The sequence below is a fragment of the Citrobacter sp. Cf072 genome (assembly GCF_030334485.1).
Lineage (GTDB): Bacteria > Pseudomonadota > Gammaproteobacteria > Enterobacterales > Enterobacteriaceae > Citrobacter > Citrobacter freundii.
On record NZ_JAOWDX010000047.1, the window covers coordinates 548,181 to 573,382 of the forward strand.

The window sequence follows — 25,202 nt, forward strand, 5'->3', positions numbered from 1 at the left end:
ATGGCAGGTCATAGTAAATGGGCCAACACCAGACACCGTAAAGCAGCGCAGGATGCTAAACGCGGTAAAATTTTCACCAAAATAATTCGTGAGCTGGTGACGGCGGCAAAACTCGGCGGCGGCGATCCGGACGCTAACCCGCGTCTGCGTGCAGCGGTTGATAAAGCGCTGGCTAACAACATGACCCGTGACACCCTGAACCGTGCAATCGCGCGCGGTGTGGGTGGTGATGAAGATTCCAACATGGAAACCATCATCTATGAAGGTTATGGTCCTGGCGGTACAGCCGTTATGATTGAATGTCTGTCTGACAACCGTAACCGTACTGTTGCGGAAGTGCGTCACGCGTTCACGAAAACGGGCGGCAACCTCGGTACCGACGGTTCCGTGGCTTACCTGTTCAGCAAAAAAGGCGTGATCTCCTTTGAACAAGGCGACGAAGACGCCATCATGGAAGCGGCGCTGGAAGCAGGTGCTGAAGACGTGGTGACCTTCGACGACGGCGCAATTGACGTTTACACCGCGTGGGAAGAGATGGGTAAAGTGCGTGACGCGCTGGAAGCGGCGGGTCTGAAAGCGGACGCGGCTGAAGTGTCTATGATTCCATCCACCAAAGCAGATATGGATGCAGAAACAGCGCCGAAGTTGTTGCGTCTGATCGATATGCTGGAAGACTGCGACGACGTGCAGGAAGTTTACCATAACGGCGAGATCTCTGATGAGGTTGCAGCTACCTTAGAATGAGGTGGCTGTACCGCAACCTGACAGGAGGTGCGTGATGTCTATCATTCTCGGCATTGACCCGGGGTCGCGCATCACCGGTTATGGCGTTATTCGTCAGGTCGGCAGACAGCTGACCTACCTCGGCAGCGGTTGTATCCGCACCAAAGTCGACGATCTCCCGTCACGTCTGAAGTTAATTTACGCGGGCGTGACGGAAATCATCACCCAGTTCCAGCCGGACTATTTTGCCATTGAGCAGGTCTTTATGGCGAAGAACGCTGACTCGGCGCTAAAGCTTGGACAGGCACGCGGCGTGGCAATCGTTGCGGCGACCAATCAGGATCTACCGGTCTTTGAATACGCGGCCCGCCAGGTAAAACAGACTGTGGTGGGGATCGGTAGTGCGGAAAAAAGCCAGGTCCAGCATATGGTGCGCACGCTGCTAAAACTCCCGGCGAATCCGCAAGCGGATGCCGCGGATGCGCTGGCGATAGCTATTACCCACTGCCATGTCAGTCAGAATGCCATGCAAATGAGCGAGTCGAGGCTGAATCTGGCGCGAGGTCGATTACGTTAGTGACAAATGAGGCTGGATATCTATCCAGCCTTTTTTTATTATAGCGCATTACCTTTTAGCCCTTAACGCAGGAGCGTCACGTGATAGGCAGACTCAGAGGCATCATTATTGAAAAACAACCCCCGCTGGTCCTTCTGGAAACGGGTGGGGTAGGCTATGAAGTGCATATGCCGATGACCTGTTTCTACGAGTTGCCGGAAGCCGGGCAGGAAGCGATTATCTTCACCCATTTTGTGGTGCGTGAAGACGCTCAACTGCTGTATGGCTTTAACAACAAGCAAGAGCGCACGCTGTTTAAAGAGTTAATCAAAACCAATGGCGTGGGGCCGAAGCTGGCGCTGGCGATCCTCTCCGGAATGTCTGCGCAGCAGTTTGTTAATGCCGTTGAGCGCGAAGAGCTTGGCGCGTTAGTGAAATTACCGGGCATTGGTAAGAAAACCGCAGAGCGTTTGATTGTTGAAATGAAAGACCGCTTTAAAGGTCTGCATGGTGACCTCTTTACCCCGGCGGCGGATCTGGTTCTGACCTCTCCGGCCAGTCCGACATCGGACGACGCCGAGCAGGAAGCGGTTGCTGCGCTGGTGGCGTTGGGCTATAAACCACAAGAAGCCAGCCGCATGGTGAGCAAAATTGCCCGCCCTGATGCCAGCAGTGAAACCCTGATTCGTGAAGCGCTTCGCGCGGCATTGTGAGGTAAAGGATGATTGAAGCAGATCGCCTGATTTCGGCTGTCAGCACGACCCCTGAAGACCTGGTGGATCGTGCGATCCGCCCTAAATTGCTGGAAGAGTATATTGGCCAGCCTCAGGTCCGTTCGCAAATGGAGATTTTTATCCAGGCGGCGAAGCTGCGTGGTGACGCTCTCGATCACCTGCTGATTTTCGGTCCTCCAGGTCTTGGTAAAACCACGCTTGCCAATATTGTCGCCAATGAAATGGGCGTTAATCTGCGCACCACGTCCGGTCCGGTACTGGAAAAAGCGGGTGACCTGGCGGCAATGCTTACCAACCTTGAACCCCATGATGTGCTGTTTATCGATGAAATCCATCGTCTTTCACCGGTGGTGGAAGAGGTGCTGTATCCGGCGATGGAAGATTATCAGCTGGATATCATGATTGGTGAAGGACCGGCTGCACGTTCGATCAAGATCGATCTGCCGCCGTTTACGCTAATCGGGGCGACGACGCGCGCCGGGTCGTTAACGTCTCCGTTACGTGATCGTTTTGGTATTGTACAGCGCCTGGAATTCTATCAGGTGGCTGACCTGCAGCACATTGTAGGACGCAGTGCGCGTTTTATGGGCCTGGAAATGAGCGATGAAGGCGCGCTGGAAGTGGCACGCCGCGCCCGCGGTACGCCGCGTATTGCCAACCGCTTATTACGCCGGGTACGTGATTTCGCCGAAGTGAAGCATGACGGCACGATTTCAGCAGATATCGCCGCTCAGGCGCTGGATATGCTCAATGTGGATGCGGAAGGATTTGATTATATGGACCGTAAGTTGCTGCTGGCGGTTATCGACAAATTCTTTGGCGGACCGGTCGGACTGGATAACCTGGCTGCGGCGATCGGGGAAGAGCGTGAAACCATTGAGGACGTGCTTGAGCCATATCTGATTCAGCAAGGTTTTCTGCAGCGTACGCCGCGTGGACGTATGGCAACCGTGCGCGCCTGGAACCATTTTGGCATTACGCCGCCACAAATGCCTTAATGCATGATGTCGCTACGCTCACCAGGCCTGGGCGATTTTGTAGGCCCGGTAAGCGCAGCGCCACCGGGCAACGCATGCTTAGCTCGCTTGTTTTTTCATCATGCTGAAAATAAACAGCAGTGCGGCACACAGCACCACGGAGGGACCTGCCGGGGTGTCATAGAAGGCCGAGAAGGTCAACCCGCCTGTAACCGCTATCATTCCCACACCAACGGCAACTCCTGCCATCTGTTCCGGCGTACGGGCAAAGCGACGGGCGGTCGCCGCAGGGATAATAAGCAGCGAGGTGATAATCAACGCCCCGACAAACTTCATCGCCACGCCAATCGTTAACGCCGTAACCAGCATCAGCAGCAGCTTCACGCGTTGCAGCTTCACGCCATCGACAAATGCCAGATCCGGACTGATGGTCATCGACAGCAGGTTACGCCACTGCCAGAACAGAATCGCCAGAACAATAACCACGCCGATGGCGATGGAGATAAGATCTTCAGGCGTCACGGCGAGCAAATCACCAAACAGGTAAGCCATCAGATCCACACGGATGTTGGACATCAGGCTGACGACAACCAGCCCCAGCGACAATGCACTATGCGCCATAATGCCCAGTAAGGTATCGATCGCGAGGTGAGGGCGCTTTTCAAGCCATACCAGACCGCCAGCCAGCAACAAAGTGACGGCGATAACCGCATAGAAAGGGTTTACATCCAGCAGCAGGCCAAAGGCGACTCCCAGCAGTGAAGCGTGGGCCAGCGTATCACCGAAATAAGACATTCGACGCCAGACCACAAACGAGCCGAGTGGGCCAGCAGCACAGGCCAGCATGATCCCGGCTAACCAACCGGGTAATAACAATTCAATCATGAGTGACCATTTCCCCGGCGTAAGACGATACGACCCTGTAAATCGTGGCGGTGATTGTGATTATGACGGTAAATTCCGAGTTGTTCGGCGCCGCGTTGTCCGAACATTGAGATGAATTCCGGGTGCATGGAAACCACTTCCGGCGCACCGGAACAGCAAATATGATGGTTCAGGCACAGTACTTCATCGGTTTTGGCCATCACCAGATGCAGGTCATGGGAAACCATCAGTACGGCGCAATCCAGTTCACGTCGCAACTGGTCGATAAGGTCGTACAGTGCGACCTGCCCATTGACATCCACGCCCTGGGTCGGCTCATCGAGCACCAGTAGCTGAGGTTTATTCAATAAAGCACGGGCTAACAGGACGCGTTGCGTTTCCCCGCCAGAGAGCTTTTGCATCGGCGCATTCATCAGATGTCCGGCCTGAACGCGCTTCAGTGCCGGAAGGATATCCTCTTTTTTGGTGCCGGGACGTAAGCGCATAAACCGACTTACCGTCAGCGGAAGCGTAGTATCGAGGTACAGTTTTTGCGGTACATAGCCAATCCGCAATTGGCCATTACGCTTGATAACTCCCTCATCAGCCGCTACCAGTCCTAATACAACGCGCACCAGCGTAGACTTCCCGGCACCATTCGGGCCGAGAAGCGTTAAAATTTTACCGGGTCGAAGTTCAAGCGATACGTCAGACAGGACGCGGCGTTGACCATAAGAGACCGAGACATTTTCCAGTGAAACCAAAGTCGTCATATCAATTTTAGTCTTGCAGAAGTTATAGAATGTTATAATATCACATTTCTTACATTCATTACGATGATTGGTCGCATTATGTTACATAAAAATACGCTTCTTTTCGCAGCATTATCCGCTGCTCTTTGGGGTAGTGCAACACAGGCAGCAAATGCTGCTGTGGTGGCCTCGCTCAAGCCGCTGGGATTTATTGCTTCGGCCATTGCGGACGGGGTAACAGACACTGAGGTTTTGCTGCCAGACGGGGCTTCCGAACATGACTATTCACTGCGTCCATCAGACGTAAAACGCTTACAGGGCGCGGACTTAGTCGTTTGGATTGGACCTGAGATGGAAGCGTTTATGGAAAAGTCAGTCAAGAATATTCCTAACGCGAAACAGGTAACGATTGCGCAGCTCAATGACGTGAAACCGTTACTCATAAAAGGTGCTGACGACGACGATGACGATCATGGACACAATGATGCTGGCAGTGAAAAAAGTGACGAGCATCACCATCACGGCGATTACAACATGCATCTTTGGCTTTCTCCAGAGATAGCGCGGGCCTCAGCGGTTGCAATCCATGAAAAATTAGTGGAACTTATGCCGCAAAGTCGAGCCAAACTTGACGCCAACCTGAAGGATTTTGAGGCACAATTAGCCGCAACCGATAAGCAGGTAGGTAACGAGCTCGCACCGCTCAAGGGAAAAGGTTATTTCGTTTTTCATGACGCCTATGGCTACTACGAAAAACACTACGGACTAACACCGCTTGGTCACTTTACCGTGAACCCTGAGATTCAACCTGGTGCGCAGCGTTTACATGAAATAAGAACACAGTTGGTTGAGCAAAAAGCAACCTGCGTTTTTGCTGAGCCACAGTTCAGGCCAGCGGTCGTTGAAGCCGTCGCGAGAGGGACATCCGTTCGAATGGGAACGTTGGATCCGCTCGGTACGAATATCAAACTGGGTAAAACAAGCTATTCAGCGTTTTTGAACCAATTAGCCAACCAGTATGCGAGCTGCCTGAAAGGAGATTAATGAGGAAGTGAATACGTGCAACAGATAGCCCGCTCTGTCGCTCTGGCATTTAATAATCTGCCGCGACCCCATCGCGTTATGCTGGGGTCGCTTACCGTACTGACATTGGCCGTCGCCGTCTGGCGGCCTTATGTTTACCATCCCGATTCTGCACCCATCGTTAAAACTATCGAGCTGGAAAAAAGCGAGATTCGTTCACTGTTGCCTGAGGCAAGCGAACCTATTGATCAGGCTGCACAGGAAGACGAAGCCATTCCGCAGGATGAACTGGATGACAAAACGTCTGGTGAAGCTGGTGTGCATGAGTATGTCGTCTCCACTGGCGATACGCTGAGCAGTATTCTGAATCAGTACGGCATCGATATGGGCGATATCAGTCAACTCGCTGCTTCCGATAAAGAGCTGCGTAATCTGAAAATTGGTCAGCAGCTTTCCTGGACCTTAAGCGCGGAAGGTGACCTGCAGCGTCTGACCTGGGAAGTATCCCGCCGTGAAACCCGTACTTACGATCGCACTGCGACGGGTTTCAAAATGAGCAGCGAAATGCAACAGGGCGATTGGGTTAACAGTCGTATCAAAGGCACGGTGGGCGGAAGCTTCGTCGCCAGCGCCAAAGATGCCGGGCTGACCAGCTCTGAAATCAGCGCAGTGATTAAGGCCATGCAGTGGCAGATGGATTTCCGCAAACTGAAAAAAGGTGATGAGTTCTCGGTGCTGATGTCTCGCGAAATGCTGGACGGCAAGCGCGAGCAAAGCCAACTGCTGGGCGTGCGTTTACGTTCTGAAGGCAAAGACTATTATGCTATCCGTGCAGCAGACGGTAAGTTCTATGACCGTAATGGTACCGGGCTGGCGAAAGGCTTCATGCGTTTCCCGACGGCGAAACAGTTCCGTATTTCCTCGAACTTTAACCCGCGTCGCCTGAATCCGGTGACTGGACGCGTAGCGCCGCACAAAGGTGTCGACTTTGCGATGCCGCAGGGGACGCCGGTACTGTCGGTGGGCGATGGTGAAGTGGTTGTAGCGAAGCGTAGCGGCGCTGCCGGATACTATGTTGCGGTTCGTCATGGTCGCACCTACACCACGCGTTATATGCACCTGCGTAAGCTGTTGGTGAAACCAGGTCAAAAAGTGAAACGTGGCGATCGTATCGCGCTGTCAGGTAACACCGGGCGTTCAACGGGGCCGCATCTGCACTATGAAGTATGGGTTAACCAGCAGGCCGTGAACCCTTTGACGGCGAAACTGCCGCGTACAGAGGGTCTGACCGGCTCGGATCGCACCGATTACCTGGCGCAGGTGAAAGAGGTTATGCCTCAGCTACGTTTTGATTAATTAGTACACTGACAAAGCCGGTACGCTATGCGTGCCGGCTTTTTTATTTTGTACGGCGCACGGTGCGCCGCTACACTATCAGCAGATTTACTTTTCGCGGCACCAGACACTGGAAGAGCATGGAAACGAAAAAAAAGAATATTGAGTATATCCCTGAGTTTCACAAATCATTTCGCCATCCGCGCTACTGGGGCGCCTGGCTGGGGGGGGCGGCGATAGCTGGTATTGCGTTAACGCCGGCAGCATTTCGTGATCCTATTCTGGCAAAACTCGGACGGCTCGCCGGAAGACTGGGAAAAAGTTCCCGTCGCAGAGCATTGATCAATTTATCCCTCTGCTTTCCTGAACGTAGCGAAGCTGAGCGTGAAGCCATTGTTGATGATATGTATGCAACTGCGCCTCAGGCGATGGTCATGATGGCTGAATTAGCAATACGTGGCCCGGAGAAAATTCAGAGTCGGGTTGACTGGCAGGGCCTGGAAATCATCGAAGAGATGCGGCGCAACGATGAAAAAGTTATTTTTCTCGTTCCACATGGCTGGGGGGTAGATATCCCGGCGATGCTGATGGCATCCCAGGGACAGAAAATGGCTGCGATGTTCCACAATCAGGGGAACCCGGTATTCGATTACGTCTGGAACACGGTACGCCGTCGCTTTGGTGGTCGTTTGCATGCGCGTAATGATGGCATCAAACCGTTTATTCAGTCTGTCCGTCAGGGATATTGGGGATACTACCTGCCGGATCAGGACCATGGACCTGAACACAGCGAGTTTGTTGATTTTTTTGCTACCTATAAAGCAACGTTACCGGCGATTGGACGTCTGATGAAGGTCTGCCACGCGCGCGTGGTACCGCTTTTCCCCGTATACGATGGGAGAACGCACCGCCTGACGATCCATGTTCGTCCACCGATGGATGACATCCTGACGGCGGATGACCACACCATTGCCAGACGGATGAACGAAGAGGTGGAGATTTTTGTCACGCCTCATGTCGAACAATACACCTGGATTCTGAAACTGCTTAAGACGCGTAAACCCGGCGAGATTGAGCCCTATAAGCGCAAAGATCTCTATCCGAAGAAATAAAAAAAAGCCTCTCAAACGAGAGGCTTTTTTACATTTAAGCGACTTATTCTACGGTCAGAATACGCGTGGTGTTGGTTGAGCCAATGGTGCTCATCACATCGCCCTGGGTCACGATCACCAGGTCACCAGAAACCAGGTAGCCTTTATCGCGCAGCAGGTTCACCGCTTCATTGGCGGCAACGACGCCGTCAGTTTCGCTGTCGAAGTGAACCGGGGTGACACCGCGGTACAGGGAGGTCAGATTCAGCGTACGCTCATGACGAGACATCGCGAAAATCGGCAGGCCGGAACTGATACGAGAAGTCATCAGCGCAGTGCGACCAGACTCCGTCATTGCAATGATAGCGGTGACTCCTTTCAGGTGGTTAGCAGCGTACATCGCTGACATCGCAATCGCTTCTTCAACGTTATCAAACTGCACGTCAAGGCGGTGTTTAGAGACGTTGATGCTCGGGATCTTTTCAGCGCCGAGACAGACGCGCGCCATTGCCGCGACGGTTTCCGCCGGGTACTGACCTGCTGCTGTTTCTGCAGAGAGCATCACGGCATCGGTGCCGTCGAGGACGGCGTTAGCCACATCCATCACTTCCGCACGAGTCGGCATTGGGTTGGTAATCATCGACTCCATCATCTGCGTAGCGGTGATGACCGCACGGTTCAGCTGGCGCGCGCGACGAATCAACGCTTTCTGAATACCTACCAGCTCAGGGTCACCGATTTCAACACCCAGGTCGCCACGGGCTACCATCACTACGTCAGAAGCCAGGATGATGTCATCCATCGCATTCTGGTCGCAGACGGCTTCTGCACGTTCTACTTTGGCGACAATTTTCGCATCGCAACCGGCATCGCGCGCCAGACGGCGGGCATAATTCAGATCTTCGCCGCAGCGCGGGAAGGAGACAGCCAGATAGTCAACGCTGATTTGTGCTGCGGTAATGATGTCGGCTTTGTCTTTTTCGGTCAGGGCTTCAGCAGAGAGACCGCCGCCCAGTTTGTTGATGCCCTTGTTATTGGATAGCGGGCCACCGACGGTGACTTCGGTGAAGACTTTCATGCCCTGAACTTCCAGCACCTTAAGCTGTACGCGACCGTCGTCGAGCAGCAGGATATCGCCAGGCACGACGTCAGCAGGCAGCCCTTTATAATCAATACCGACTTTTTCTTTGTCGCCTTCGCCTTTGCCGAGGTTGGCGTCTAACAGGAACTTGTCGCCAACGTTAAGAAATACTTTACCTTCTTTAAAGGTGGATACGCGGATTTTAGGTCCCTGCAGGTCACCCAAAATAGCTACATGACGTCCCAGTTTTGCGGCAATTTCACGGACTTTATCCGCCCGCAGTTTGTGATCTTCTGGAGAGCCGTGGGAAAAGTTCATACGTACGACGTTCGCACCCGCGGCGATAATCTTCTCAAGGTTGTTATCGCGGTCAGTTGCCGGGCCTAACGTGGTAACGATTTTGGTTCTGCGAAGCCTTCTGGACATGTAATACTCCGTTGACTGAAACAACTTGGTGTTGCGTGAACATTGATCCGGCCGTTCTCAAACATTAACGGTAAATGAACAACCCGGATGATAAAAGGGTAGAACATTGTTATTGCTTTTAGCGGTCATCACTCTTGATGAGTAATTCTTTATCAAAACGCGATTCCTTGAGCGCTTCCTTGACACGCTTCAAGTTATCTCTAAATTTTGCCCCTCGGCGCAAAGTAAATCCTGTAGCCAGCACATCTATCACGGTCAGTTGAGCAAGTCGAGAGACCATGGGCATATAAATGTCAGTATCTTCCGGTACATCGAGGGTAATTGCCAGCGTGGCTTCCCGCGCCAGTGGCGTACCGGGAGAGGTGAGGGCGATAACCATGGCATCGTTTTCCCGCGCTAACTGCGCCAGTTCAACCAGACTTTTGGTTCTTCCGGTATGAGAAATAAGCACAATGACGTCGTCGTCGCTACAATTCATACAACTCATGCGTTGCAGAACAATATCGTCGGAATAAATTACCGGCACGTTAAAGCGGAAAAATTTATTCATCGCGTCATGCGCTACCGCGGCGGAAGAACCTAAACCAAAGAAGGCAATTTTCTTCGCCTGGGTTAATAAATCTACCGCCCGGTTTACCGCCGCGTTATCCAGCGACTGGCGAACGTGGTCGAGGCTTGCCATCGCTGACTCGAAGATTTTCCCCGTGTAAGATTCTACGCTGTCATCCTCATCCACATTGCGATTAACATAAGGGGTGCCATTTGCCAGACTTTGCGCCAGATGCAGTTTAAAATCAGGAAAGCCGCGGGTGTCCATGCTGCGACAAAAACGGTTCACCGTTGGCTCGCTGACATTCGCTTCTACAGCAAGTGCGGCGATGCTTGAATGGATTGCCCGCTCGGGAGAGGCAAGAATAATGTCGGCGACTTTACGCTCTGACTTGCTCAAATGTTCCAGTTTTAACTGGATTTTTTCCAGCATATTCATGATGTAGGTAGACTCATGGGTCATGGGCAAAAACGATTTCAGCGATACGGGGAAACCGATACACAATTTAGTGTATAGATATTACCCCTGCTAATGCAGCAACGGGGCAAAATGGACAGAATAGTTGTTGTTTTTTTTCATTACATGATCGGAGTCGGATTTTCATACTTCGTCATGGGTACGAAAAATACGACTTTTTTATCCATTTTGATGGGTTATACGCCAATAAAGCGGCTGTTCGCGGTAACAGCACGGCTGGATAAGCGTTTACGGTTTCCGGATTCACGTAAAAGCAGTACAGTGCACTGTAATAAAATTACAACCAGTGTCTGGCAAAAGCACCAGGCACTTAATTGAGGAGAATGACATGGCGGTAACGCAAACAGCCCAGGCATGTGACCTGGTCATTTTCGGTGCGAAGGGCGACCTGGCGCGACGGAAATTGCTGCCTTCCCTGTATCAACTGGAAAAGGCCGGCCAGATTAACCCGGAAACCCGTATCATTGGGGTTGGGCGTGCCGACTGGGACAAAGCAGCTTATACCAAGGTTGTGCGCGAAGCGCTCGAAACCTTCATGAAAGAAAAAATCGATGAAGGTTTATGGGAGACCCTCAGCGGTCGTCTGGAGTTTTGTAATCTGGACGTCAATGATACCGCCGCATTTAGCCGTCTGGGTGAAATGCTGGATCAGAAATCACGTACCACTATTAACTATTTCGCGATGCCACCAAGCACTTTTGGCGCAATCTGCAAAGGCTTGGGTGAAGCAAAGCTGAATGCGAAGCCTGCCCGCGTGGTGATGGAAAAACCGTTAGGAACGTCACTGGCAACATCGCGCGAAATCAACGATCAGGTCGGCGAGTATTTCGAAGAGTGCCAAGTTTACCGCATCGACCACTATCTCGGCAAAGAGACGGTACTGAACCTGTTGGCACTGCGTTTTGCCAACTCCCTGTTTGTGAACAACTGGGATAACCGCACTATCGATCACGTAGAAATTACCGTGGCGGAAGAAGTGGGCATTGAAGGGCGTTGGGGCTACTTCGACCAGGCCGGTCAGATGCGCGACATGATCCAGAACCACCTGCTGCAAATCCTATGCATGATCGCGATGTCTCCACCGTCCGATCTGAGCGCTGACAGCATCCGTGATGAAAAAGTGAAGGTACTGAAATCACTGCGTCGCATCGATCGTTCGAACGTGCGAGAAAAAACGGTTCGCGGTCAGTACACCGCCGGTTTTGCCCAGGGCAAAAAAGTTCCGGGATACCTGGAAGAAGAAGGTGCCAACAAGAGCAGCAACACGGAAACGTTTGTGGCAATCCGTGTGGATATCGATAACTGGCGCTGGGCGGGTGTTCCATTCTACCTGCGTACCGGTAAACGTTTACCGACCAAGTGCTCTGAAGTCGTGGTTTACTTCAAAACGCCTGAGCTGAACCTGTTCAGAGAATCCTGGCAGGACCTGCCACAGAACAAGCTGACCATCCGTTTGCAGCCTGATGAAGGTGTCGATATCCAGGTACTGAACAAAGTACCGGGTCTGGATCACAAGCATAACCTGCAAATTACCAAACTTGATCTGAGCTACTCCGAAACCTTCAACCAAACACATCTGGCCGACGCTTATGAGCGTCTGCTGCTTGAAACGATGCGCGGCATTCAGGCGCTGTTTGTGCGTCGAGATGAAGTTGAAGAAGCATGGAAGTGGGTCGACTCTATTACCGAAGCCTGGGCAATGGACAACGACGCGCCGAAGCCTTATCAGGCCGGGACTTGGGGACCGGTTGCCTCTGTGGCCATGATTACCCGTGATGGTCGTTCCTGGAACGAATTCGAGTAAAATATCATCTAGCCCATAGGTGTTATTTTACCGGTAACATGATCTAACACAGATTGTAGAATAATTTTTGCACTTTTAAGCCTCGCGTGGATTCACCCGCGGGGCTTTTTTTATTACACTGCCTGAAACGATTTTGCCCCTGAGCTACGGCTAACAAGCGATTCAGCTGTTTTTAACCCAACTGAAACACATTGTTTTTCCAACGCTCTGACAGATAAATTTTAGGAGCCTCTATGAATCCGAATTTGTTACGCGTAACACAACGTATCGTCGAACGTTCTCGCGACACACGTTCCGCCTACCTTGCCCGTATTGAACAAGCGAAATCGACTACCGTTCATCGTTCACAACTGGCGTGCGGTAACCTGGCGCATGGTTTTGCTGCCTGCCAGCCGGATGACAAGGCTTCGCTGAAAAGCATGCTGCGTAACAATATCGCGATCATTACCTCCTATAACGACATGCTTTCCGCACATCAGCCGTACGAGCATTACCCGGACATCATTCGTAAAGCGCTGCATGAAGCCAATGCGGTAGGCCAGGTTGCTGGCGGTGTTCCTGCGATGTGCGACGGTGTGACCCAGGGACAGGATGGGATGGAGCTTTCGCTGTTGAGTCGCGAAGTGATTGCTATGTCGGCTGCTGTGGGCCTCTCACATAATATGTTCGACGGCGCGTTATTCCTTGGCGTGTGCGACAAAATTGTCCCGGGTCTGGTGATGGCGGCACTGTCATTTGGTCATCTGCCTTCGATCTTTATTCCCTCCGGCCCGATGGCGAGTGGTCTGGCGAACAAAGAAAAAGTGCGTATCCGTCAGTTGTATGCTGAAGGTAAAGTCGATCGTATGGCGCTGCTTGAATCCGAAGCTGCGTCTTATCACGCACCGGGTACCTGTACGTTCTATGGCACGGCAAACACCAACCAGATGGTGGTGGAGTTTATGGGGATGCAACTGCCAGGCTCCTCATTCGTGCACCCGGATGCGCCGCTGCGCGAAGCGTTGACCGCCGCTGCGGCTCGTCAGGTAACGCGTCTGACCGGCAACGGCAATGAATGGATGCCGATCGGTAAAATGATCGATGAAAAAGTAGTGGTCAACGGTATTGTCGCGCTGCTGGCGACCGGGGGCTCCACTAACCATACAATGCACCTGGTCGCGATGGCGCGCGCAGCCGGTATTCTGATTAACTGGGACGACTTCTCCGATCTGTCCGATATTGTGCCGCTGATGGCGCGTCTGTACCCGAATGGTCCGGCAGACATTAACCACTTCCAGGCGGCGGGTGGCGTGCCGGTGTTAATGCGCGAACTGCTTAACGCGGGTCTGCTGCATGAAGATGTGAACACCGTTGCCGGGTTTGGTTTATCGCGCTACACCATGGAGCCTTGGCTCAACGAGGGTGAGCTGGACTGGCGTGAAGGTGCGGCGAAGTCGCTGGACAGCAACGTGATAGCCACCTTTGACCAGCCTTTCTCCCACCACGGCGGCACCAAAGTGCTGAGTGGAAACCTCGGCCGCGCAGTGATGAAAACGTCGGCGGTACCGGTAGAAAATCAGGTGATTGAAGCGCCCGCGGTTGTTTTCGAAAGTCAGCATGATGTATTGCCTGCCTTCGATGCGGGACTGCTCGACCGTGATTGCGTAGTAGTTGTGCGCCATCAGGGACCAAAAGCAAACGGAATGCCAGAATTACATAAACTCATGCCGCCACTTGGTGTATTATTGGACCGTTGTTTCAAAATTGCGTTAGTTACCGATGGACGACTTTCAGGTGCTTCAGGTAAAGTGCCTTCAGCAATCCATGTAACCCCAGAAGCCTATGATGGCGGGCTGCTGGCAAAAGTACGCGATGGCGACATCATTCGTGTGAATGGACAGACAGGTGAATTGACGCTGCTGGTTGATGAAGAGGAACTTGCTTCTCGTCAGCCTCATATTCCTGACCTCAGCGCATCGCGCGTGGGCACAGGCCGTGAAATGTTCAGCGCGTTGCGTGAAAAGCTGTCCGGTGCGGAACAGGGCGCAACCTGTATCACTTTTTAAGACTTATTTTGTAATCAGGCGAGAGAAAACTCTGATGAAAAACTGGAAGACAAGTGCAGAAGCAATCCTGACCACTGGCCCGGTTGTACCGGTTATCGTGGTTAATAAACTGGAACACGCCGTGCCGATGGCAAAAGCGCTGGTTGCAGGCGGCGTGCGCGTTCTGGAAGTGACCCTACGTACCGCATGTGCGATGGATGCCATTCGCGCGATCGCAAAAGAAGTTCCGGACGCTATCGTTGGTGCAGGTACTGTACTGAATCCACAACAGCTGGCTGAAGTTACCGAAGCCGGTGCACAGTTTGCTATCAGTCCGGGTCTGACCGAGCCGTTGCTGAAAGCCGCAACTGAAGGCACTATTCCGTTGATCCCTGGTATCAGCACCGTGTCTGAACTGATGCTGGGTATGGACTACGGTTTGAAAGAGTTCAAATTCTTCCCTGCTGAAGCAAATGGCGGTACTAAAGCGCTGCAGGCGATTGCGGGTCCGTTCTCACAGGTCCGTTTCTGCCCAACCGGTGGGATCTCTCCAGCGAATTACCGCGACTACCTGGCACTGAAAAGCGTGCTGTGCATCGGTGGTTCCTGGCTGGTTCCGGCAGATGCGCTGGAAGCAGGTGATTACGATCGCATTACCAAACTGGCTCGTGAGGCTGTTGAAGGCGCGAAGCAATAATTGCGCAAAATGCCCGGTAATCACTACCGGGCATGGGAATCTGTAACGGGCCATTCGGCCCGTTTTTTTATCCAGTAACTTTCACCTGTGCGGCCGCGTCTTTCGCGCGTATCACCGCATCTTCAATGCTCTGTGCTGCGGCCAGCACAACGCCCAGACGACGGCTCCCGTCGATTTCCGGTTTGCCAAAGAACCTAACTTGCATACCCGCACCTACAGCGGCCTGCACGTTATCAAACGTGATATTCTGACTGGTAAGTTGCGGCAGAATAACAGCGGAAGCAGAAGGCCCATACTGGCGGATTTCGCCAACGGGCAGACCGAGAAATGCACGTACGTGCAGGGCAAACTCAGACAGATCCTGCGAAATTAAGGTCACCATACCCGTGTCGTGAGGGCGAGGGGAGACTTCGCTGAAAATCACCTCATCACCGCAGACAAACAGCTCCACGCCAAACAGTCCGTGACCACCCAGCGCCAGAACCACCTTGCGGGCAATCTCCTGCGCGCGCGCCAGCGCCAGTTCACTCATCTGTTGCGGCTGCCAGGACTCGCGATAATCGCCATCTTCCTGTCGATGTCCAACCGGCGCGCAGAAATGCACGCCATCAACGGCGCTAACGGTTAGCAGGGTGATTTCAAAATCAAAATTCACTACGCCTTCGACGATAACGCGTCCGGCACCAGCCCGACCGCCCTGTTGAGCATAGTCCCAGGCTGCAGCGAGCTGATCGGCTGAACGGATAAAGCTTTGTCCTTTACCGGATGAACTCATTACCGGTTTCACGATGCAAGGGTAGCCGATTTCAGCGACGGCTTCGCGAAAGCGGACTTCACTGTCAGCAAAGCGGTAAGAAGAGGTCGGTAGAGACAATTCTTCGGCGGCGAGGCGACGGATTCCTTCCCGGTTCATGGTCAGTTGCGTTGCTCTTGCACATGGCACAACACGCTGGCCTTCCTGCTCCAGTTTTACCAGCATATCCGTGGCGATCGCCTCAATTTCCGGCACGATATAATGTGGTTTTTCACGCTCGACGAGCTGGCGTAATGCTTCGCCATCCAGCATGTTGATAATGTATGAGCGATGGGCAACGTGCATGGCTGGCGCGTCGGGGTAACGATCCACGGCAATGACTTCCACACCCAGGCGTTGACATTCAATTGCTACTTCTTTACCCAGTTCTCCCGAACCTAATAACATCACTCGCGTTGCTGCTGGACGCAGCGCTGTGCCTAATAACGTCATAAATTAATCCCCTGTTTTATCTGGGCGCAGTATATACGAAAACGTTTGCGTCTGTCTTTATTACCAGGTTGATTTCAGGGCTTAAAAAGAATATACTGTACATAAATACAGTTAATTTAAGAGGCTGCAAAATGGCGGTTGAAGTTAAATACGTAGTCATTCGGGAAGGTGAGGAAAAAATGTCGTTTACCAGCAAAAAGGAAGCCGATGCGTATGACAAAATGCTGGATACAGCAGATCTGCTCGATACATGGCTGGAGCAATCGCCGGTAGCGCTTGAAGACGAGCAGCGCGAAGCGCTTTCCCTGTGGCTGGCTGAGCAAAAAGATGTGCTGAGCGCCATTCTGAAAAATGGCAAGCTTCCTTCGCCGCAGGCTGTCGAAAACGATGCGCACGCTGGGGATGATACTCAGGCTGCCTGAAACGACTTGCGCTCCTGACGTTTTGTACCATGCTTTTCCCTGAATCATTGTGCAATCCCTGACGTTACTTCACGTTGCTAGAGGCAATCTGAATGACGAAGGGGAGATTAAGGAGAAAAGAATGTATAAAAAAAGAACGTTATTGAGCCTGCTGCTGCTGTCTGCCAGCGTATCTGTATTTGCGGCAAATATGGAAAGCAAAAACGTCCAGTTCCCCAAGTGTGAGGGACTGGACGCTAACGGTATTGCGGCGAGCGTGAAACGTGATTATCAACAAAATCGCATTGCGCGCTGGGCTGACGATCAAAAGCGCGTCGGGCAAGCCGATCCTGTCGCCTGGGTAAACACGCCCGATATTACGGGCAAAGACGGGAAATGGTCAGTTCCCCTGACGGTTCGCGGTAAAAGTGCGGATATTCACTATCAGGTAAAAGTCGACTGCAAAGCCGGAACAGCGGAGTATCAGCCGCAGTAACGGAGGTATTTGCACATCTTTTGATGACCTGAACACTTCCTGACATCCCCTCGGGTACGCTTTGATGATTATTCGTCTGTACTTGAGGGGCAAAATGGCTAACTGGCTAAATCAACTACAATCTCTTCTTGGGCAAAAGGGTTCCTCCGCGTCATCTTCTGGCGAGCAAGGGCTGAGTAAACTTCTGGTTCCAGGCGCGTTAGGCGGTCTGGCAGGATTACTGGTTGCCAACAAATCTTCTCGTAAATTACTCAGTAAATACGGCACCAGCGCGCTTCTGGTGGGCGGCGGCGCGGTTGCCGGGACTGTGTTATGGAACAAGTACAAGGATAAAGTTCGCGCAGCGCATCAGGATGAGCCGCAGTTTGGTGCACAAAGCTCACCGCTGGATGAGCGAACCGAACGCCTGATTCTGGCGCTGGTTTTTGCGGCGAAAAGCGATGGCCATATTGATGCCAAAGAACGTAGCGCTATTGAGCAGCAGCTCCGTGAAGCGGGCGTGGAAGAGCAGGGCCGCATTCTGATTGAACGCGCCATAGAACAACCGTTAGACCCTCAGCGTCTGGCGCATGGGATCCGTAACGAAGAAGAAGCGCTAGAAATTTACTTCCTCAGCTGTGCGGCGATTGATATCGACCACTTTATGGAGCGTAGTTATCTCAATGCGCTGGGCGATGCGTTGAAGATCCCGCAGGATGTTCGTGAAGGCATTGAACAGGATCTCAAGGAACAAAAACAGGCGTTACCGGGTTAATTACTTACCACTAAGGCGCATGTTTCGCTTGCATCATTGCTGTCTTTTGCCACCCTTATAGGATGTTTAAGCAAAAGAACAATGACATGCTACCAAAAGCTTCTCGTATTCCCCACGCCATGACGCAGCATGGCGATACTCGTGTTGATAATTATTACTGGTTGCGAGATGACACTCGCTCGCAGCCAGAAGTGCTGGATTATCTGCAACAAGAAAATGCGTATGGCCGTCAGATTATGGCCTCGCAGCAGGCTTTGCAGGATCGCGTCCTGAAAGAGATTATCGACCGCATCCCACCTCAGGATGCTTCTGCCCCCTATGTGAAGAATGGTTATCGCTACCGGCATATTTATGAACCGGGGTGCGAATATGCCATTTATCAGCGTCAGTCTGCCTTCAGTGAAGAGTGGGATGATTGGGATACTCTATTGGATGGGAACCAGCGCGCGGCACACAGCGAGTTTTATACGCTGGGAGGACTGGCGATATCACCGGATAACACCATCATGGCACTGGCCGAAGATTATCTCTCTCGCCGGCAATATGGCGTGCGTTTTCGCAACCTGCAAAGCGGCAACTGGTATCCGGAAGTGCTGGAAAACGTCGAAGCGGATTTGGTATGGGCGAATGATTCTCAGACTTTCTATTACGTGCGCAAGCACGAAACGACGTTATTGCCGTATCAGGTCTGGCGACATACAGTCGGCTCGCCATCGTCACTGGATGAGCTGGTGTATGAAGAAGCCGATGACATGTTTTATGTCAGTCTGCATAAAACCACATCATTGCATTATGTGGTTATCCACATTGCCAGTGCGACCACCAGTGAAGTTTTGTTGCTTGATGCAGAACTGGCAGATGCCGAACCGTTGGTCTTTTTAGCGCGACGCAAAGACCACGAATACAGTCTCGATCACTATCAGCACAATTTTTATCTGCGCTCCAACCGTCAGGGGAAAAATTTCGGCCTGTACCGTACCCGTGTTCGTGATGAGCAAGCCTGGGAGACGCTGATCCCACCGCGTGACAACGTGATGCTGGAGGGCTTTACGTTATTCACCGACTGGCTGGTGGTAGAAGAGCGTCAGCGGGGCTTAACCAGCCTGCGGCAGATTAATCGTAAAACGCGCGAAGTGGTCGGGATCGCCTTTGACGATCCGGCATATGTGACCTGGCTTGCCTATAATCCAGAACCGGAGACATCGCGCCTGCGCTATGGCTATTCCTCCATGACTACCCCGGACACATTGTTTGAACTGGATATGGACACCGGGGAACGTCGTGTGCTTAAGCAGACGGAGGTCCCCGGATTTGATGCGGCGAATTACCGTAGCGAACACGTATGGATAACGGCACGTGATGGCACTGAGGTTCCGGTTTCGCTGGTTTATCATCAAAAGTATTTCCTGAAAGGAAAAAATCCGTTACTGGTTTATGGCTATGGGTCATATGGCGCCAGCATGGATGCCGATTTCAGCAGCAGCCGTTTAAGCTTACTGGATCGCGGCTTTGTTTACGCCATTGCCCATGTGCGTGGCGGTGGTGAATTAGGACAACAGTGGTACGAGGACGGTAAGTTTCTGCGCAAGAAAAATACCTTTAATGATTACCTCGACGTCTGTGATGCGCTGCTAAAAATGGGCTATGGCGCGCCTGAGTTATGTTATGGCATGGGAGGAAGCGCCGGGGGCATGTTAATGGGCGTCGCCATTAATGAGCGCCCGGAACGCTTCCATGGTGTTATTGCTCAGGTGCCGTTTGTCGATGTGCTGACCACAATGCTGGATGAATCAATTCCCCTGACGACCGGTGAGTTTGAAGAGTGGGGTAATCCGCAGGACGAAGAGTATTACACCTATATGAAAAGCTACAGTCCGTATGACAATGTAACCGCGCAGGCGTATCCGCATCTGCTGGTCACGACGGGATTACACGATTCCCAGGTGCAATACTGGGAACCAGCAAAATGGGTGGCAAAACTGCGTGAGCTGAAAACGGACGATCATTTGCTGCTACTTTGCACGGATATGGATTCCGGACACGGCGGTAAATCCGGGCGTTTTAAATCTTACGAAGGTGTGGCTCTTGAGTACGCTTTTTTGATTGGACTGGCGCAGGGAACACTGCCTGCTCAGGCGTGATCCAAATAGTGTTTTAGCGTTAATCGCAGTTCCGGGCTCATATTATCAAGGTTATTAAATAACCAGCGCAGATAGCCCGGATCGCGTTCAGCCACTTCTGATACCGGTTTTCCGCGGTACTTACCAAAAGTGAAAGTAGTGAGTAACGCGGGACGGCCGGTAATATCGACCATTTGATCGGCTGTCCAGCCTGACGTCTGCATGATGTCGATCAGAAGTGCAGCAGTGATGTAGCAGTCGTACAGGGCTCGGTGATGGTGGAGACCCGCTGGCGTCTGTACGCTCAGCTTGCGCGATTTATACAGCGCCATGTTGCTGTATTTGATCCCCGGCCACAAACGACGGGAGAGCTTCATGGTGCAAATCCACTCCCCGGGCATATCGGGTAATACGCGGCGGTCAAAGCTGGCATTGTGCGCCACGTACCACTCGCTGCCGTAATACTGCGGGATGATGTCTTCAATCCACGGCTTATCGGCCACCATTGCTTCAGTAATGCGATGGATAGCCATCGCCTGTGGGCTGATGGGGCGGTCAGGGCGTACCAGGTGGCTCATTGGGTTGACTATTTTTCCGTCAACCACATCGACAGAAGCAATTTCAACAATGCCTCCCTGTAGACCACAGGTTTCTGTATCTATTATGCGCAACATGCCATGCTCCTGACCCAAAACGACTAGCGTAATGGAATGATATCACCTTGCCAACCCCGTGGCGTGCGTTGACCGGTTAACAGCAAAGAACCGCTGTCTGCGCGAACAATCAATCGGCCTCGCTCATCCCATAACGCGCTGCTGCCACGCGCATTGGCCATTAATACAGCTATGGCAAACTTATGCGAGAAACTCTGTAGACGAGATGTGGAGGAGAGCAATTCGGGTTCGCTAATGGACTGACTGCTCGTGAACAGGGAGTAAGCCGGGTCGATATCGATTCCTTCCGGTTGGCTATCCACTACGCTAATGGCATTTTGCTGTCTGGCGATACAGGCTCCGTGACTTTGATGAAACGTTAAGGGCGAGGTCATCCAGGGAGAAAAGAGCGCGATGCCTTTTACGAACCGGTTGTTATGTTCCACCGGTAGTCCCGCAATGATTGTCATACGATAAGTCACGGCGGCATGGGCGAGAGGTTCTAACAGCGCTTCATCGGGTGGGGCAGGAAGCGCGTCATGTTCATCAACACAACCTAACAAGGAGAGGGAAGGAAAGACCAGCAATTCACATTGGCATTGGGCGGCTGCCTGAATGAATTGCAGGTGATGTGCGACATGCTCGGTAACTGAGGTGTGAAGAGGTTCGTACTGCGCTGCTGCGATTTTCCAGTGTGACATAATGATTTCCTTTTCATAGTGTCTACAATCATCCTGAAAGTATAGATTAAGAATATACTTATACTGTAGCAGCCATCATGTAAGGAATCGTAACGTAGTATAAGTTTTATTTAACTTTAGGCTCGTAAGGTAAACGTGAAAGGGAAACGGATGCCAGTCGGTGCGCGATGAGTCTTTCGCGAAACCAGTCGCGTAAATGTTCGGGCTGTTCGCGTTCAACAACTTCGGCAACAACCGGCATGTTGTATCGCTCCTTGAATGCCACTCCCGCGGCAGCCAGATCGACATTGACCTTATCCATTTCCGCTTGCTCAAGTTTGGCCAGATTGATGTTCATGGGCTTCTCCTTTTCTCTGTCTTTCGGCGCGCAAAGTTACTAAGAGTGTGCATTAATGGCAAGACCGAAATGATGATTCTCGACTCGATCATTGTAGAAGGTTATTCTCTATAGATTAGACATAACAAAAAGGAATAGTTGAAATGGCTTCATCTGCATCTATGCTTCGCAGCGCTCTCATCGTACTCGCCAGCGTGCTGGCAACGCCCGCCGCCCTGGCGCATGCCCACCTCACAAAACAAAGCCCGGCGGCTAATGCCGAGGTTGCGGCATCTCCTCAGGCGTTGACGCTGAATTTTTCTGAAGGCGTAGAGCCGGGATTCAGCGGCGCAACGCTGACAGGTCCAAACAAAGAACAGATCAAAACGGGTAAGGCGTCACGCAGTGAGCAGGACAAAACACAGCTGATTGTTCCGCTTGATCAAACACTTGAAGCTGGAAAATATACGGTCGACTGGCACGTTGTTTCCGTGGATGGTCACAAGACGAAGGGGCAATATACCTTTAGCGTGAAATAACCGATGCTGGCATTTACCTGGGTTGCATTACGGTTTATCCATTTTACCACGTTGATGCTGGTGGCGCTTTACGGCGCATGGCTTGCTCCCGTTTCGGTTCGTCGTTTAATGATGCGTCGTTTTTTGCGTCTGCAACGGCATGCCGCAACGTGGAGCTTTATCAGCGCGACGCTGATGCTGGCGATCCAGGGTGGGTTAATGGGCTCAGGCTGGCGGGATGTTATCTCTACAGATGTATGGGGCGCGGTGTTGCAAACGCAGTTTGGCGGCGTCTGGTTATGGCAGATTATCCTCGCGCTGGTCACTCTGGTGGTGGTTATTATCGTACCGCGTAGCATGCCGCGACGGCTGTTAATGCTGACGATTGCGCAGTTTATTTTGCTGGCTGGCGTCGGGCATGCGACGCTGCATAGTGGTATTACTGGGGCAATCCAGCAGGTTAACCATGCCTTGCATCTGATATGCGCCGCCGCCTGGTTCGGTGGCCTGCTACCCGTACTTTACTGTATGCGAATGGCGCAAGGTCGCTGGCGGGAACCTGCCATTTGTACCATGATGCGCTTCTCACGCTATGGGCATCTTTTTGTTATCGGTGTTTTACTTACCGGTATTATGAATGCGCTGTTTATTGTCGGTTTTTCTGTTCCCTGGCACATGGCTTACGGGCGACTACTTTTGTTAAAAGGTGCTCTGGTCATGCTAATGGTGGCGATTGCGCTGGTGAATCGGTATGTTCTGGTACCACGCATGCGGCAGGATAACCGCGGCATGACTCTCTATTTTATTTGGATGACCAAGCTGGAATGGGGTATAGGAGCCGTTGTGCTGGCAATTGTCAGCCTGTTCGCAACCCTTGAACCTTTCTGATTGATGGACTGGCGAAACGCATGAAAAAAATCATTATCTCTTTATTACTCCTGGCAAGCTCCGGAGCCGCGCTGGCTGCGCCGCAGGTCATTACCGTCAGCCGTTTTGAGGTTGGCAAAGATAAGTGGGCGTTTAATCGGGAAGAGGTGATGCTGACCTGCCGCCCGGGTAACGCGCTGTATGTCATCAATCCCAGTACGCTGGTGCAATACCCGTTGAATGATGTTGCCAGACAGCAGGTGGAGAGCGGAAAAACCACGGCAAAGCCGATCGAGATTATCCAGATTGATGACCCGGCGAAACCGGGCGAAAAAATGAGCCTGGCACCGTTTGTGGAGCGTGCAGAAAAGCTCTGCTAATTGTCAGATGTAGCGCTCTGATTTCCAATAAAAAACCGCAAGGATCTCGCACGAGAACTTGCGGTTTTTGCGTTTAGATGCGTAACAAACGTCCTTTTTTTCCGGCCACTTTAGTCGCGGACTGGAAAACCTGGCGCTGTCATCTATTCTTAAATGGCAGGGTAACTTAGCCTGCATTAATGCCAACTTTTAGCGCACGGCTCTCTCCCAAGAGCCATTTCCCTGGACCGAATACAGGAATCGTATTCGGTCTCTTTTTATGTGGCGAATGCGATGCCATCCAGGGCAAAACACGGTTTATCGCATGCTGCATTCTCCGTAAACCATACCATACTCCTGCCCACGATCGTCCAGGCTTTTTTACCATCATTGCTAAAATTATAATCAGGTATCCTTGTACTCTGGAGGCGACATGGGACGACCTGACAATATCTATCAACGAATCGACGGTACGCAGTGGCGTCACGTCTGGGTGGTTGGGGATATCCACGGCTGCTTCTCGATACTGATGGCTAAACTGCGCCAGTACCGTTTTGATCCCTGGCAGGATCTGCTGGTTTCAGTGGGGGATGTTATTGACCGTGGACCAGACAGTTTGCGTTGCCTGAAATTATTGCGTAAACGCTGGATTGTCGCGGTCAGGGGGAATCATGAACAGATGGCGCTGGACGCGCTGGCGACGGGGGATAAATTCATGTGGTTAATGAATGGTGGCTCGTGGTATGCGCAGGCGGAGCAACCGGCAGCGAAATTCGCTCTTGAAGAGTGTTGGCAATTACCCTGGATTCTGGAGCTGCATTGTCAAAACGGCATACACGTTATTGCTCATGCCGATTACCCGGATGATGATTATCTGTGGCTAAAAAAGATCGATTTACAGCGTGTGCTGTGGGATCGTTCGAGGCTAATGAACAACGGTTGTGGGATTCGCGGCGCGGATCACTTTTGGTTTGGCCACACGCCGTTGCTCCATCGGCTGGATCGCGAGAATCTGCATTATATTGATACCGGTGCTGTATTTGGCGGCGAGTTAACGCTGGTACAACTGCAATAATCAAAAATCGCTGTATTCCTGGGCCGGGTGCCAGAAACTATCAATGTAGTCATCCGCGGGTAAACACCCTCCGTTACGAATACGTTGATCGTCCATCGATATCAGGCACTGCTGCTCAGTTTTGTAGACATCAACCACGATATCTTCACAACCGCCATCCAGGTAGCACACAAAAAGAACCAGCGTGAACATTCCATCCTCAAATGGTAAAGCCATAGCTGTAGTGTAGAAGATGTTGATAGATGAGGGAAATTAACCAAGAAATAACCCGTCTGGCGACGGGTTCTTTTTGAATCAGGCAAGGCGCATGATCCAGGCATCTGACTTACGATCGTAGTGTTCGCGAAATAGTACTGAATGTTCTCCGTTCAACAGGGCCGGGACGCTGGTATCGGCATCCCAGGCATCCAGTTGCATACATAAATCCGGGTCGGATTTACACGGAATGGTTAACGTTCGGTCCCCCGGCGATTCGCCATGTAACTCGGCGTCGTCGATTTCAAAAGCGCCAATGCGCACACTGGTTTTCATCATCGTGCTCTCCGTTAATTTGCTAATTGTGGTACGACCAGTTAGGTCGTC

At 52.0% G+C, this 25,202-nt stretch carries 28 protein-coding genes; 18 read left to right on the forward strand and 10 right to left on the reverse strand.

All coding sequences use genetic code 11. From position 1 onward, the window contains the following. The 4 genes from OGX66_RS21370 to ruvB all read left to right on the forward strand — a co-directional run bounded on the left by OGX66_RS21370 (nt 1) and on the right by ruvB (nt 3,011). Nucleotides 1–744: a YebC/PmpR family DNA-binding transcriptional regulator gene (locus tag OGX66_RS21370; protein ID WP_003034865.1), complete on the forward strand. Its 744-nt coding sequence runs from the start codon at nt 1–3 to the stop codon at nt 742–744. Between the two features lie 34 nt (nt 745–778). Next, entirely contained in the window at nt 779–1,300 is a 522-nt protein-coding gene (ruvC, locus tag OGX66_RS21375) for a crossover junction endodeoxyribonuclease RuvC (protein ID WP_003034867.1), read from the forward strand. 80 nt (nt 1,301–1,380) lie between these two features. Beyond that, on the forward strand, nt 1,381–1,992 hold the full coding sequence (gene ruvA / locus OGX66_RS21380) for a Holliday junction branch migration protein RuvA (protein ID WP_003844153.1): 612 nt from the start codon (nt 1,381–1,383) through the stop codon (nt 1,990–1,992). Nucleotides 1,993–2,000: 8 nt separating this feature from the next. Next, nucleotides 2,001–3,011 carry a Holliday junction branch migration DNA helicase RuvB gene (gene ruvB, locus OGX66_RS21385; protein ID WP_003034872.1) on the forward strand — a complete coding sequence of 337 codons (1,011 nt, stop codon included), beginning with the start codon at nt 2,001–2,003 and terminating at the stop codon, nt 3,009–3,011. A gap of 78 nt (nt 3,012–3,089) precedes the next feature. Here the strand turns inward: ruvB and znuB are convergent, their stop codons facing one another. Next, nucleotides 3,090–3,875 carry a zinc ABC transporter permease subunit ZnuB gene (gene znuB, locus OGX66_RS21390; protein WP_003034874.1) on the reverse strand — a complete coding sequence of 262 codons (786 nt, stop codon included), beginning with the start codon at nt 3,873–3,875 and terminating at the stop codon, nt 3,090–3,092. Continuing rightward, nucleotides 3,872–4,627, reverse strand: coding sequence for a zinc ABC transporter ATP-binding protein ZnuC (gene znuC, locus OGX66_RS21395; RefSeq protein ID WP_003034877.1), 756 nt, complete (start codon nt 4,625–4,627; stop codon nt 3,872–3,874). The genes znuB and znuC overlap by 4 nt, the downstream gene beginning before the upstream one ends. A 78-nt stretch (nt 4,628–4,705) precedes the next feature. On the opposite strand from znuC, the gene znuA reads away from it, so the two are divergent. From znuA to lpxM, 3 genes are all read left to right on the forward strand, one after another. Next, nucleotides 4,706–5,650 (forward strand): zinc ABC transporter substrate-binding protein ZnuA, encoded by a 945-nt coding sequence (gene znuA / locus OGX66_RS21400; RefSeq protein WP_049002353.1) that lies wholly within the window; start codon nt 4,706–4,708, stop codon nt 5,648–5,650. 15 nt (nt 5,651–5,665) lie between these two features. Further along, nucleotides 5,666–6,985, forward strand: a complete 1,320-nt coding sequence (gene mepM / locus OGX66_RS21405; protein WP_003034883.1) for a murein DD-endopeptidase MepM — start codon at nt 5,666–5,668, stop codon at nt 6,983–6,985. A 119-nt stretch (nt 6,986–7,104) separates the two neighbouring features. Next, complete coding sequence (lpxM, locus tag OGX66_RS21410; RefSeq protein ID WP_270921869.1) at nt 7,105–8,076, forward strand: lauroyl-Kdo(2)-lipid IV(A) myristoyltransferase; 972 nt, start codon at nt 7,105–7,107, stop codon at nt 8,074–8,076. A 43-nt stretch (nt 8,077–8,119) separates the two neighbouring features. Here the strand turns inward: lpxM and pyk are convergent, their stop codons facing one another. Further along, complete coding sequence (pyk, locus tag OGX66_RS21415) at nt 8,120–9,562, reverse strand: pyruvate kinase (protein ID WP_003034890.1); 1,443 nt, start codon at nt 9,560–9,562, stop codon at nt 8,120–8,122. A gap of 118 nt (nt 9,563–9,680) precedes the next feature. Continuing rightward, nucleotides 9,681–10,550: a MurR/RpiR family transcriptional regulator gene (locus OGX66_RS21420; RefSeq protein WP_003034893.1), complete on the reverse strand. Its 870-nt coding sequence runs from the start codon at nt 10,548–10,550 to the stop codon at nt 9,681–9,683. Between the two features lie 367 nt (nt 10,551–10,917). Here OGX66_RS21420 and zwf point away from each other — a divergent pair, with 367 nt between their 5' ends. The 3 genes from zwf (at nt 10,918) to kdgA (ending at nt 15,114) form a co-directional block, all read left to right on the forward strand. Then, nucleotides 10,918–12,393: a glucose-6-phosphate dehydrogenase gene (gene zwf, locus OGX66_RS21425; protein WP_003034896.1), complete on the forward strand. Its 1,476-nt coding sequence runs from the start codon at nt 10,918–10,920 to the stop codon at nt 12,391–12,393. Between the two features lie 233 nt (nt 12,394–12,626). Continuing rightward, a complete protein-coding gene (gene edd, locus OGX66_RS21430) occupies nt 12,627–14,438 on the forward strand; it encodes a phosphogluconate dehydratase (RefSeq protein WP_003841668.1) in 1,812 nt (603 codons plus the stop codon). 34 nt (nt 14,439–14,472) lie between these two features. Then, nucleotides 14,473–15,114, forward strand: a complete 642-nt coding sequence (gene kdgA, locus OGX66_RS21435; RefSeq protein WP_003034901.1) for a bifunctional 4-hydroxy-2-oxoglutarate aldolase/2-dehydro-3-deoxy-phosphogluconate aldolase — start codon at nt 14,473–14,475, stop codon at nt 15,112–15,114. Nucleotides 15,115–15,181: 67 nt separating this feature from the next. Here the strand turns inward: kdgA and purT are convergent, their stop codons facing one another. After that, nucleotides 15,182–16,360, reverse strand: a complete 1,179-nt coding sequence (purT, locus tag OGX66_RS21440) for a formate-dependent phosphoribosylglycinamide formyltransferase (protein ID WP_270921868.1) — start codon at nt 16,358–16,360, stop codon at nt 15,182–15,184. Between the two features lie 131 nt (nt 16,361–16,491). Here purT and yebG point away from each other — a divergent pair, with 131 nt between their 5' ends. The 4 genes from yebG to ptrB all read left to right on the forward strand — a co-directional run bounded on the left by yebG (nt 16,492) and on the right by ptrB (nt 20,152). After that, nucleotides 16,492–16,782, forward strand: a complete 291-nt coding sequence (gene yebG / locus OGX66_RS21445; protein ID WP_003034906.1) for a DNA damage-inducible protein YebG — start codon at nt 16,492–16,494, stop codon at nt 16,780–16,782. Between the two features lie 121 nt (nt 16,783–16,903). Then, complete coding sequence (gene yebF / locus OGX66_RS21450; protein WP_003034909.1) at nt 16,904–17,257, forward strand: protein YebF; 354 nt, start codon at nt 16,904–16,906, stop codon at nt 17,255–17,257. A 94-nt stretch (nt 17,258–17,351) separates the two neighbouring features. Then, nucleotides 17,352–18,011 carry a tellurite resistance TerB family protein gene (locus OGX66_RS21455; protein WP_054528502.1) on the forward strand — a complete coding sequence of 220 codons (660 nt, stop codon included), beginning with the start codon at nt 17,352–17,354 and terminating at the stop codon, nt 18,009–18,011. 86 nt (nt 18,012–18,097) lie between these two features. Beyond that, nucleotides 18,098–20,152 (forward strand): oligopeptidase B, encoded by a 2,055-nt coding sequence (ptrB, locus tag OGX66_RS21460; RefSeq protein WP_174335232.1) that lies wholly within the window; start codon nt 18,098–18,100, stop codon nt 20,150–20,152. Here ptrB and exoX read toward each other — a convergent pair. The 3 genes from exoX to OGX66_RS21475 form a co-directional block, all read right to left on the reverse strand. After that, the gene (gene exoX, locus OGX66_RS21465; protein WP_003841659.1) at nt 20,143–20,805 is read right to left on the reverse strand and encodes an exodeoxyribonuclease X; all 663 of its coding nucleotides are present in this window, start codon (nt 20,803–20,805) and stop codon (nt 20,143–20,145) included. The genes ptrB and exoX overlap by 10 nt on opposite strands. A gap of 23 nt (nt 20,806–20,828) precedes the next feature. Continuing rightward, nucleotides 20,829–21,485, reverse strand: coding sequence for a carbon-nitrogen hydrolase family protein (locus OGX66_RS21470; protein WP_003841657.1), 657 nt, complete (start codon nt 21,483–21,485; stop codon nt 20,829–20,831). Nucleotides 21,486–21,591: 106 nt separating this feature from the next. Then, complete coding sequence (locus OGX66_RS21475) at nt 21,592–21,822, reverse strand: DNA polymerase III subunit theta (RefSeq protein ID WP_003034925.1); 231 nt, start codon at nt 21,820–21,822, stop codon at nt 21,592–21,594. A gap of 143 nt (nt 21,823–21,965) precedes the next feature. Between OGX66_RS21475 and yobA the strand changes: the two genes are divergently transcribed. The 4 genes from yobA (at nt 21,966) to pphA (ending at nt 24,620) form a co-directional block, all read left to right on the forward strand. Further along, entirely contained in the window at nt 21,966–22,340 is a 375-nt protein-coding gene (gene yobA / locus OGX66_RS21480) for a CopC domain-containing protein YobA (RefSeq protein ID WP_044711069.1), read from the forward strand. Nucleotides 22,341–22,343: 3 nt separating this feature from the next. Continuing rightward, nucleotides 22,344–23,207, forward strand: coding sequence for a copper homeostasis membrane protein CopD (gene copD / locus OGX66_RS21485; protein ID WP_286512226.1), 864 nt, complete (start codon nt 22,344–22,346; stop codon nt 23,205–23,207). A 20-nt stretch (nt 23,208–23,227) separates the two neighbouring features. Further along, nucleotides 23,228–23,566, forward strand: coding sequence for a YebY family protein (locus OGX66_RS21490; protein ID WP_003833793.1), 339 nt, complete (start codon nt 23,228–23,230; stop codon nt 23,564–23,566). Between the two features lie 412 nt (nt 23,567–23,978). Further along, nucleotides 23,979–24,620: a protein-serine/threonine phosphatase gene (pphA, locus tag OGX66_RS21495; RefSeq protein WP_057101933.1), complete on the forward strand. Its 642-nt coding sequence runs from the start codon at nt 23,979–23,981 to the stop codon at nt 24,618–24,620. Here pphA and OGX66_RS21500 read toward each other — a convergent pair whose 3' ends face one another. Together OGX66_RS21500 and OGX66_RS21505 are read right to left on the reverse strand one after the other, a co-directional pair. Beyond that, the gene (locus OGX66_RS21500; protein ID WP_003034941.1) at nt 24,621–24,812 is read right to left on the reverse strand and encodes a YdfD/YebW family protein; all 192 of its coding nucleotides are present in this window, start codon (nt 24,810–24,812) and stop codon (nt 24,621–24,623) included. 102 nt (nt 24,813–24,914) lie between these two features. Then, nucleotides 24,915–25,151, reverse strand: coding sequence for a YebV family protein (locus OGX66_RS21505; protein WP_029139506.1), 237 nt, complete (start codon nt 25,149–25,151; stop codon nt 24,915–24,917). Nucleotides 25,152–25,202: the final 51 nt, after the last annotated feature.